The 10,034-nt window shown below is 64.6% G+C and carries 11 protein-coding genes; all 11 read right to left on the bottom strand.

Annotated elements, in window-relative coordinates:
• Window positions 1-111 precede the first annotated feature (111 nt).
• From pgsA to lepA, 11 genes are read right to left on the bottom strand one after another with little or no spacing between them, the layout of a single operon-like run.
• Window positions 112-684 carry a CDP-diacylglycerol--glycerol-3-phosphate 3-phosphatidyltransferase gene (gene pgsA, locus ACE3RX_RS14325; protein ID WP_374484979.1) on the bottom strand — a complete coding sequence of 191 codons (573 nt, stop codon included), beginning with the start codon at window positions 682-684 and terminating at the stop codon, window positions 112-114.
• A 15-nt stretch (window positions 685-699) separates the two neighbouring features.
• Window positions 700-2,496 (bottom strand): excinuclease ABC subunit UvrC, encoded by a 1,797-nt coding sequence (gene uvrC, locus ACE3RX_RS14320; RefSeq protein WP_374484974.1) that lies wholly within the window; start codon window positions 2,494-2,496, stop codon window positions 700-702.
• Between the two features lie 14 nt (window positions 2,497-2,510).
• Window positions 2,511-3,548, bottom strand: a complete 1,038-nt coding sequence (nagZ, locus tag ACE3RX_RS14315) for a beta-N-acetylhexosaminidase (protein WP_374484972.1) — start codon at window positions 3,546-3,548, stop codon at window positions 2,511-2,513.
• Window positions 3,545-3,922, bottom strand: a complete 378-nt coding sequence (gene acpS, locus ACE3RX_RS14310; protein ID WP_374484970.1) for a holo-ACP synthase — start codon at window positions 3,920-3,922, stop codon at window positions 3,545-3,547. The genes nagZ and acpS overlap by 4 nt, the downstream gene beginning before the upstream one ends.
• Window positions 3,919-4,680, bottom strand: a complete 762-nt coding sequence (locus ACE3RX_RS14305) for a pyridoxine 5'-phosphate synthase (protein WP_374484968.1) — start codon at window positions 4,678-4,680, stop codon at window positions 3,919-3,921. The genes acpS and ACE3RX_RS14305 overlap by 4 nt, the downstream gene beginning before the upstream one ends.
• Entirely contained in the window at window positions 4,677-5,414 is a 738-nt protein-coding gene (gene recO / locus ACE3RX_RS14300) for a DNA repair protein RecO (protein ID WP_374484966.1), read from the bottom strand. The genes ACE3RX_RS14305 and recO overlap by 4 nt, the downstream gene beginning before the upstream one ends.
• Before the next feature lie 12 nt (window positions 5,415-5,426).
• Window positions 5,427-6,335, bottom strand: a complete 909-nt coding sequence (gene era, locus ACE3RX_RS14295; RefSeq protein WP_374484964.1) for a GTPase Era — start codon at window positions 6,333-6,335, stop codon at window positions 5,427-5,429.
• Window positions 6,335-7,003, bottom strand: a complete 669-nt coding sequence (gene rnc, locus ACE3RX_RS14290) for a ribonuclease III (protein WP_374484962.1) — start codon at window positions 7,001-7,003, stop codon at window positions 6,335-6,337. The genes era and rnc overlap by 1 nt, the downstream gene beginning before the upstream one ends.
• A gap of 6 nt (window positions 7,004-7,009) precedes the next feature.
• Window positions 7,010-7,375, bottom strand: a complete 366-nt coding sequence (locus ACE3RX_RS14285) for a DUF4845 domain-containing protein (protein WP_374484960.1) — start codon at window positions 7,373-7,375, stop codon at window positions 7,010-7,012.
• Window positions 7,376-7,377: 2 nt separating this feature from the next.
• A complete protein-coding gene (gene lepB, locus ACE3RX_RS14280) occupies window positions 7,378-8,166 on the bottom strand; it encodes a signal peptidase I (protein ID WP_374484958.1) in 789 nt (262 codons plus the stop codon).
• Window positions 8,167-8,195: 29 nt separating this feature from the next.
• Window positions 8,196-9,992, bottom strand: coding sequence for a translation elongation factor 4 (gene lepA, locus ACE3RX_RS14275; protein WP_374484956.1), 1,797 nt, complete (start codon window positions 9,990-9,992; stop codon window positions 8,196-8,198).
• Between the last annotated feature and the right edge of the window lie 42 nt (window positions 9,993-10,034).

The following is a 10,034-nucleotide window of genomic DNA, read 5'->3' as shown; positions in this document are numbered from 1 at the left end:
CTCTCGACCTCAACCTTGGCAAGGTTGCGCTCTACCAACTGAGCTACTGCCGCGTGACAGACCGCCATTATAGGCAAAATTTCTTGTCTGTCAAATTAAACCGCAATCTTTTTAGCGGCTGCGCTTGCTCAACTCCGGCCACGCGCAGCGCATGTAGTAGCCCATAGACCACAGCGTGAGCACCGCAGCCACGTAGATTAGCAGCGTGCCGAGCCCCATGCTGTCGAAGCCGAGGATGGGCGCCTGGAACAACAGCAATGGAATCGCCGACATCTGTGCCGCCGTCTTCAGCTTGCCGACGAAGGCCACCGCGACGCTGCCGGCCGCCCCGACCTTGGCCATCCACTCGCGCAGCGCCGAGATGGTGATCTCCCGCCCAATGATGACCAGCGCGATCAGTGAATCGACCCGGCCGAGATGCACCAGCACGATCAGCGCCGCCGCCACCATCAGCTTGTCGGCCACCGGATCGAGGAAGGCGCCGAAGGCCGAAGTCTGCCCGAGGCTGCGCGCCAGGTAGCCGTCGAACCAGTCGGTGACCGCCGCAGCGACGAAGGTCAGTGTGGCGACCAGGTTCTTGTCCTCCGGGGACATCACGCTTGCGGGAAGGTAATAGATGCCGACGAAAAACGGGATCAGGGCAATGCGTGCCCAGGTAAGCGAATTGGGAATATTGAAGAGCATGTCGGCGTTCACTGGCTATCGCAGTGAATTGTATATCTGTTCTGCCAGGTGCCGGTTGATACCCTCGACACGGCAGAGGTCTTCCACCGTGGCGTTGCGCACGCCATCCATGCCGCCGAAGGCCGCCAGCAGCTTGCGCCGCCGGGTCGGACCGACGCCGGCGATGTCTTCCAGGCGCGACGTATTGCGGGTCTTGGCCCGCCGGGCGCGGTGGCCGGTGATCGCGAAGCGGTGGGCCTCGTCGCGGATCTCCTGGATCAGGTGCAGCGCCGGCGCATCCGGACGCAGATGCACGGGCTCGCGGCCGTCCGGAAAAACCAGTTCTTCCAGCCCCGGCTTGCGGCTCTCCCCCTTGGCGACGCCGAACATCGTGATGGCCTCCAGCCCCAGTTCGGCCAGCACTTCCTTGGCGACGCCCATCTGGCCCTTGCCGCCGTCGATGAGGATCAGGTCCGGCTGCACGCCCTCCCCGGCCGCCACTTTCTCGTAGCGCCGGGTCAGGGCCTGGCGCATCGCCGCGTAGTCGTCGCCGGGGGTGATGCCGCTGATGTTGTAGCGGCGATACTCGGACTTTTTCATCGCCTTGCCGTCCCACACCACGCAGGACGCCACGGTGGATTCGCCCATCGTGTGGGAGATGTCGAAACACTCGATGCGGTTCGGCGTGTCGGCTAGCCCCAGCGCGTCGCGCAGGGCGTCGAGGCGCTGCTCGCCGCGGGCGGACTCCTGCTCCCGTGCCAGCAAGGCGAGGCCGGCATTGTTCTCGGCCATGCCCATCCAGGCCCGCTCGTTCTCATAGCGCGCCGCCATTACCGCGACCTTGCCCTCGACCACCTCTTCGAGAGCCTCCTTGACGGTAGCCGGCTCAAGATTGACGAGGATCTTGCCGGGCAAGGGCTGATCCAGATAGTGCTGCTCGACAAAGGCCACCAGCGCATCCAACGGCGTGCAGCCCTGGGCGTTGCTGGGGAACAGCGGCCGGTCACCAAGGTGACGGCCACCGCGGATCATCGCCAGGTTGACGCACACCATGCCGCCCCGCTCCACCGCGGCGATCACGTCCACATCCTCGTCCTTGGCACTCTCGACGAACTGCTTGTGCAGCACGGCCTGGAGGTTGCGGATCTGGTCGCGGTACATCGCCGCCTTCTCGAAGGCCAAGGCGTCTGAGGCTTCCAGCATGCGTTTCGACAGGTCGTCGATCACCTCGGTATGGCGGCCGTTGAGGAACAGGCTGGCCGTCTGCACATCGGCCGCGTAGGCCTCCTTGTCGATCAACCCGACGCAGGGCCCGGTGCAGCGCTGGATCTGGTGCAGCAGGCAGGGCCGCGAGCGATTACTGAAGGTGGTGTCCTCGCAGGTGCGCAGGCGGAAGATCTTCTGCATCAGGTGCAGGCTCTCGCGCACCGCCCAGCTGTTGGGAAACGGCCCGAAGTAGCGCACGCCCTTGGTGAAGCCGCCCCGGTGGTAGTAGATCTGCGGGAAATCTCCGCCGGACAGCGCGATGTAGGGATAGGACTTGTCGTCCCGGAACAGGATGTTGTACTTCGGCCCGAGGCTCTTGATGAGGTTGTTCTCGAGGATCAACGCCTCGGCCTCGGAGCGCGTCGCTGTGGTGTCCACCCGCTGCACCTGGCTCACCATGATCGCGATGCGCGGGCTCAGCTGGGTGCGCTGGAAATAGGACGACACCCGCCGCTTGAGGTTCTTGGCCTTGCCAACGTAGAGCACCACTTCGTCGGCGCCGATCATCCGATAGACCCCGGGCTCCTCGGTCAGGGTGCGCAGAAAGGCCTTGGCGTCGAAGCTCATCGCAGGGGTCCGGATCAGGCCAGCGCCAGGATGGCGTCGCGGGCGGCCCGGTAATCGGTCCAGTCGGCCAGTTCGGCCGGCGTCGCCGGAGCGCTGCCGGCCCGCGGGCGCAGCGCGGCGATGCGCGCGGCACTATCGATGTCAACCGCCGGGCGCCAGGCGTCGAGCAGACGCACTGCCAGTTCGGGCCGGTTGCACACCAGCACCATGTCGCAGCCGGCGCCATGGGCGGCTTCGGCGCGGGCGACGATGTCACCGGCCACGCTGGCGCCTTCCATCGTCAGGTCGTCGCTGAAGATCACGCCGCCGAAGCCGACGCGCTGGCGCAGCACGTCCTGCAGCCAGAAAGGCGAAAAGCCGGCCGGACGCGCATCGATGTTGCGGTAGATCACGTGGGCCGGCATCACGCCGCCCAACTCACCGGCCAGTTGCAGGAAGGGCTGCACGTCCTCGGCCCAAACGGCGTCGAAGCTGCGCTCGTCCACCGGGATCGCCACATGGGAATCCGCCTCCACCGCGCCATGCCCCGGGAAATGCTTGCCGACCGCCTTCATGCCCGCTGCGGCCAGACCGCCGACGACGGCACGGGCGAGTTCGGTGGCGATCTCGGGCTGGCGGTGGAAGGCCCGGTCGCCGATCACCGTGCTGACGCCGTAATCCAGGTCGAGGACCGGCGCGTAGCTCAGGTCCACGTCATGGGCGCGCAACTCGGCGGCCAGCACCAGGCCGGCCTTGCGTGCCGCGGCGCGGGCGGCTGCGGGATCGCTATCCCACAGCGCACCAAAGCGGCGCATCGCGGGCAGACGCGTGAAGCCGTCGCGAAAACGCTGCACGCGTCCGCCTTCGTGGTCCACCGAGATCACCAGCCCCGGGCGCACCGTACGGATCGCGGCGGTCAACGCCCGCAGCTGCTCCGGTTCGGCGTAATTACGGGCGAACAGAATCACCCCGCCGACCAGCGGGTGCTGCAGGATCTCCCGCTCCTCGGCGGTGACTTCGTGCCCGACCACGTCGAGCATGATCGGGCCGGGCTGGGCATGGGATGGCTTCATGGTTTCTCGATGACAGCAAAGGCGACGACGTAATCGGTTTCGTCGGAAAGGCTCAGATGGGCGACGAACCCGCGCTCGCGCAGGTAATCCGCCAGTGCGGGGGTGTATTCGAACACCGGCTTGCCAAGCGCGTCGTGGCCGACCCACAGCGCATGCAGCGTTGCCGGCACAGCAACACCAGTACCAAGCGCCTTCCCGAAGGCCTCCTTGGCGGCAAAGCGCTTGGCCAGCAGGCGGGCCGGGGCACGCGACTGCGTAAAGGCCTCCCGCTCGGCTTCGGCCAGGATGCGCGCGGCAAAACGCTCGCCGTGGCGCGACAGGGCCTCCTCCATGCGGGCGACCCGCACAATGTCGGTGCCGACGCCGTGGATCACGGCCGTACGCCGCGCTCCGCGGCTTCCCGCATAAGGCGCTTCATTTCCCGCACTGCCTCACGAAGGCCGGTGAACACCGCGCGGCTGACGATGGAGTGGCCGATGTGCAGTTCGCGGATGCCCGGCAGGCGGGCAATCGGCTGGATGTTGTAGTAGTTGAGGGCATGGCCAGCGTTGAAGCGCATGCCCAGGCCACGGATCGCCTCCCCCGCTGCGGCGATCTTGGCGATCTCGGCCAGTACGGCGGGGCTTTCCGCGTCCCGGCCTGCCGCATGGAAGGCGTGGGCGTAGGGCCCGGTGTGGATCTCGCAGACCCGCGCGCCGATGCGCGCGGCAGCCTCCACCTGGGCGGGCTCGGCATCGATGAAGACGCTGACGATGATGCCCTGGTCGGCCAGGCGCGCGACGGCGTCCTTCAGTCGGGCTTCCTGGGAGACGATGTCGAGACCGCCTTCTGTGGTCACCTCGTGACGCCCCTCCGGTACGAACATCGCCATTTCCGGCTTGATGTCACAGGCGATGCCGACCATCTCGTCGGTGGCGGCCATCTCCAGGTTGAGCTTGATCTGCGTGAGTTCGCGCAGCTTGCGCACGTCGGCATCCTGAATGTGGCGACGGTCTTCACGCAGGTGCACGGTGATGCCATCCGCACCGCCCAGGTGGGCCTCGACGGCCGCCCAGCTGGGATCGGGCTCCCAGGTGCGGCGCGCCTGGCGCAGGGTGGCAACGTGGTCGATATTGACGCCGAGTTCGATCAAGACGGATCTCCGGGAAAGGCCAAAAGTTCGGTGAAGACGCGGCGGGACTGCAACACCTGCCCGCCGAGGTAATACTGGATCAGGCGGCGCATCAGGGATTTGCTCTGGGCGAGGGTTTCCGGATCGCGGAAGTTGCCCTGCATCATGTCGAGCAGCGTGCGCCCGCGGACGGTCACGGCGTCGTCGGCAACCTCGTTACCCACCTGCACCAAGCCGCGTTCAATTATATAAGTGTAGAAAGCATCGGGTCGGACCGGGGTTCCATCGTGCTCCATGTCCAGACTGAGGCCATAGCCGAGCTCCTGTAGCAGGGCCAGCTCGAAGCGGCGCAGCACGACTTCCTGGGATTCGTTGGCGGCCAGCGCCCGCAACGCCTCGCCATAGGCCTTGTGGAGAGCCGGATGGGCGTCCTCCCGCGGCAGCAGGCGCATCAGCAGTTCGTTGGCGTAGTAGGCGCACAGCAGAGCCTGGCCACCCAACAAGGGCTGGCCCCCCTGCCACTCGGCGCGCACCAGGGTCTTCATCTCCCCGCCACCGCTCCAGTCGATCAACAGCGGCTGGAAGGCCATCAGCACCCCACGCAACTGGGACATCGGGCGCCGCGCGCCCTTGGCAACGAGGCCGACACGGCCGTAGTCGCGGCTGAACACCTCGACGACCAGGCTGGTCTCCCGGTACGGATAGCTGTGCAGCACGAAACCCGGCTGCTGGTCGACGCGCGGCCTGGCGCTCACGGGGAAAGCGGCTTATTCGTAGCCGAGGCTCTTCAGAGCCCGTTCGTCGTCGGCCCAGCCGCTCTTCACCTTGACCCACACTTCCAGGAAGACCTTGGAGTCGAAGAGCTTTTCCATTTCGACGCGGGCTTCGGTGGCGATGCGCTTGAGGCGCTCGCCGCCCTTGCCGATCACCATCGCCTTGTGGGGCGCCTTGTCGACGATCACCGCCGCGTGGATGCGGCGCAGGCCGGGCTCGGCTTCGAACTTCTCGATCTCCACCGCGATGCCGTAGGGCAGCTCCTCGCCGAGCTGGCGGAACAGCTTCTCGCGCAGGAATTCGGCGGCCAGGAAACGCTCGCTGCGGTCGGTGATGTCGTCCGCGTCGAAAATCGGCTCGCCTTCCGGCAGATAGGGCGCCGCCGCCTTCAGCAGCTCGTCGGTGTTGCGGCCCTTCTCGGCGCTGACCGGCACGATCTCGGCAAACGGATAAATGGCACTCACCTTCTGCAGGAAAGGCAGCAGGCGCGCCTTGTCCTCCAGCATGTCCACTTTGTTGACGACCAGGATCACCTTGGCGCCTTCCGGCAGCAGCTTGACGACCTGCTCGTCCTCGGGCCCGTAACGGCCGCTCTCGATAACGAACAGCACCAGGTCCACGTCGGACAGCACCTGGGTAACGGTGCGGTTCATGGCCCGGTTGAGGGCATTCTTGTGGCGGGTCTGGAAACCCGGCGTATCGACGAAAATGAACTGTGAGCTGCCCTCGGTCAGCACACCGGTGACCCGGTGGCGGGTCGTCTGCGCCTTGCGCGAGACGATGCTGATCTTCTGGCCGATCAGGCGGTTGAGCAGCGTGGACTTGCCGACGTTGGGACGTCCGACGATGGCCACGAAACCGGTCCGAAACGCGGACTCGGCAGGAGATTGGATATCGGTCATTACTTGGGAAGAAGTTCCAGCGCCCGCTGGGCGGACTGCTGTTCGGCAGCGCGGCGACTCACGCCGATGCCGCGGGTCTTGAGGCCAAGGCCGGCGACTTCGCACTCGACCTCGAATTCCTGTTGATGGGCTTCGCCACGGGTGTCAGCAAGGGAATAGCGCGGCAGCGGCATGCGCTTGCCCTGCAGCCACTCCTGCAGCGCGGTCTTCGGATCCTTCAGCGCACGGGCCGGATCGAGGCCTGCGATCGACGCTTCGTAGAGGCGGTCGATGACGGCTTTAGCGGTCTCGAAACCCGCGTCCAGGAAGACGGCCGCAAAGATCGCCTCGAGCGCGTCGGCGAGGATGGACGGACGACGATGCCCGCCACTCTTCAGCTCACCTTCACCGAGGCGCAGGTAGTCGCCGAGTTTCAACCCATCGGCCAGGCGGTGCAGGGTTTCCTGGCGGACCAGGTTGGCGCGCAGACGCGACATGTCGCCTTCACGCAGTTCGCTGAAACGGCCGAACAGTGCCACTGCGGTGACGCAGTTGAGGACGCTGTCGCCGAGGAACTCCAGACGCTCGTTATGGGGCGAACCGAAGCTGCGGTGGGTCAGCGCCTGCTCCAGCAGTTCTATCCGGGAAAAGCGATGGCCGATGGCCCGCTGCAATGCATCCAGCTTCATGACGGGTTACTTGCTGGCCGAACGGGCGGAAAAATCGACGAGCAGGCTGACGTTGGAAACCAGCGGGACCTTGCGGGAGTACTCCACGGAAATCACGATGTGGCCATTCTCCTTGGTGATGTCGAGGTCAGCGGCAGAAATGCTGGATATCTCGTCGACGATGGCGCGCCTGGAGAAATCGCTGCGCAGCTGGGTCACCGTTGCGGTCATCGGGTCAGCCCCGGCCGCCACTGCGGAGATGGCGCGCTTGATACCGAAGTACTCGCTCACCACCGGCACCATCTTGAAGGCCACCAGCAAACAGGCGCCCAACAGGGCGCCGACAAGAAGCACACCGATCAGGCTCAGGCCCGACTGTCTCTTTCGCGTCATGATCAATGGAAGCTACCGATACGTTTGAGGTCGCTGAAGTTGAACCAGATGAAGAAGGCCTTGCCGACGATGTTCGCCTCCGGCACGAAGCCCCAGCCTCGGCTGTCGAAACTGCCGTCCCGGTTGTCGCCCATCATGAAGTAATGACCGGCAGGTACCGTGCAGGACACGCCGCGGCTAGTATAGGTGCAGTTCTCGCGGAACGGATACTGGGTGATCTGGGAAACAAAAGCCGGCGCCTCGTTCTCGACGATGATGTTGTGCTCCACCTCGCCGAGCTTCTCGATGAAGCGCGGCGAGTAGTACAGACGATCTGCGTGCAGGTAGTCGCCCGCAGGCTGCTGCGGCATCGCCTTGCCGTTGATGGTCAGCTTCTTGTCGAGATACTCCACCTTGTCACCCGGCAGACCGACGACCCGCTTGATGTAGTCCAGCGACGGATCCCCCGGGAAACGGAAGACCATCACGTCACCACGCTTCGGCTCATTGACGGCGATCACCTTCTTGTTGATGACCGGCAGGCGGATGCCGTAGGTCCATTTGTTCACCAGGATGAAATCGCCGACCAGCAAGGTCGGGATCATCGAGCCGGACGGGATCTTGAACGGCTCGACGACGAAGGAGCGCAGGCAGAACACCACCAGGATTACCGGGAAGAAGCTCGCCCCGTACTCCACCCACCAGGGCGACTTGGCCCCGACCGCGCGCCGCTTGCTGGCGACGAAGTGATCGAGGGCCCACAGGACACCACTGGCAACCAACAGAACAAACAGAATCAACGCGAAATTCACGCCTGCACTCCTGAACCGGCTACAGCCGGTTATTTACCTTCATCGACCCGCAGCACGGCCAGGAAGGCCTCCTGCGGGATTTCCACGTTGCCGACCTGCTTCATGCGCTTCTTGCCCTCCTTCTGCTTCTCGAGGAGCTTCTTCTTCCGCGTGATGTCGCCGCCATAGCACTTGGCCAGCACGTTCTTGCGCAGGGCCTTGATGGTTTCCCGGGCCACGATGTTGGAGCCGATGGCGGCCTGAACGGCCACGTCGAACATCTGGCGCGGAATCAGCTCACGCAGCTTGGCGACCAGTTCGCGGCCACGGTACTGGGAATTGGCCCGGTGCACGATGATCGACAGCGCATCAACCTTCTCGCTGGACACCAGCACGTCGAGCTTGACCAGATCAGCCGCGCGGTATTCCTTGAACTCATAGTCGAGCGAGGCGTAGCCACGGGAGACGGACTTCAGCTTGTCGAAGAAGTCCATCACCACTTCGTTCATCGGCATATCGTAGATCAGCTGCACCTGGCGGCCGTGGTACAGCATGTCCACCTGCGCGCCGCGCTTCTGGTTGCACAGCGTGATCACCGGACCGACGTATTCCTGAGGCAGGAAAATGACGGCCTTGATGATCGGCTCGCGCACCTCGTCGACCTTCGACAGGTCCGGCAGCTTCGACGGGTTGGAAATCTGCTCGACGGTGCCGTCCTTCATCAACACTTCGTACACCACGGTCGGTGCCGTGGTGATGAGGTTCATGTCGAACTCGCGCTCCAGACGCTCCTGCACGATCTCCATGTGCAGCAGGCCAAGGAAGCCGCAGCGGAAACCGAAGCCCAGCGCCTGGGACACCTCCGGCTCGAACTGCAGGGACGCGTCATTGAGGCGCAGCTTTTCCAGCGATTCGCGCAGCTGGTCGTATTCGTTGGACTCGACCGGATACAGGCCGGCGAACACCTGCGGCTTGATCTCCTTGAAGCCGGCCAGCGGCTCGGCGGCCTTGCGGCCGGCCAGAGTGATCGTGTCGCCGACCTTGGCCGACTTGAGCTCCTTGATGCCGGCGATAATGAAGCCCACCTGACCGGCAGACAGGCTCTCCCGCGGCAGGGACTTGGGCGTGAATACGCCAACCTGCTCGCACAGGTGCTGGGCGCCGTTGGACATGAACAGGATCTTGTCCTTCGGGCGAAGAGTGCCATCCACCACCCGCACCAGCATCACCACACCCACGTAGTTGTCGAACCACGAGTCGATGATGAGGGCCTTCAGCGGTGCATCGGGATCGCCTTTCGGCGGCGGAATACGGGCGATGACGGCTTCGAGGATGTCCTCGACGCCCATGCCGGTCTTGGCCGAGCACGGGATCGCATCGGTCGCGTCAATGCCGATGACGTCCTCGATCTCCTGCTTCGCACCTTCCGGATTCGCCTGGGGCAGGTCCATCTTGTTAAGGACCGGCACCACCTCGACGCCCTGGTCGAGCGCCGTGTAGCAGTTGGCAACGGTCTGCGCCTCAACGCCCTGAGAGGCATCAACGACCAGCAGGCCGCCTTCGCAGGCTGCCAGGGAGCGGGACACCTCGTAGGAGAAGTCCACGTGTCCCGGGGTGTCGATGAGGTTCAGGTTGTAGATCTGGCCATCGCGGGCGCGGTAGTTGAGCGCCGCGGTCTGGGCCTTGATGGTGATGCCGCGCTCGCGCTCGATGTCCATCGAGTCGAGGACCTGGGCTTCCATCTCCCGCGAGGAGAGGCCACCACAAAGCTGGATGATCCGGTCGGCCAGCGTGGACTTGCCGTGGTCGATATGGGCAATGATCGAAAAGTTTCTGATGTGTTGCATGTCGGCCATGAAAAAGGGTGCCGGTGGGCACCCTGAATAAAT

Source organism: Zoogloea sp. (assembly GCF_041914405.1).
Taxonomy (GTDB): domain Bacteria; phylum Pseudomonadota; class Gammaproteobacteria; order Burkholderiales; family Rhodocyclaceae; genus Zoogloea.
Note: the sequence above shows the minus strand (reverse complement) of the source record. Positions and strands in the feature narration are given on the sequence as shown.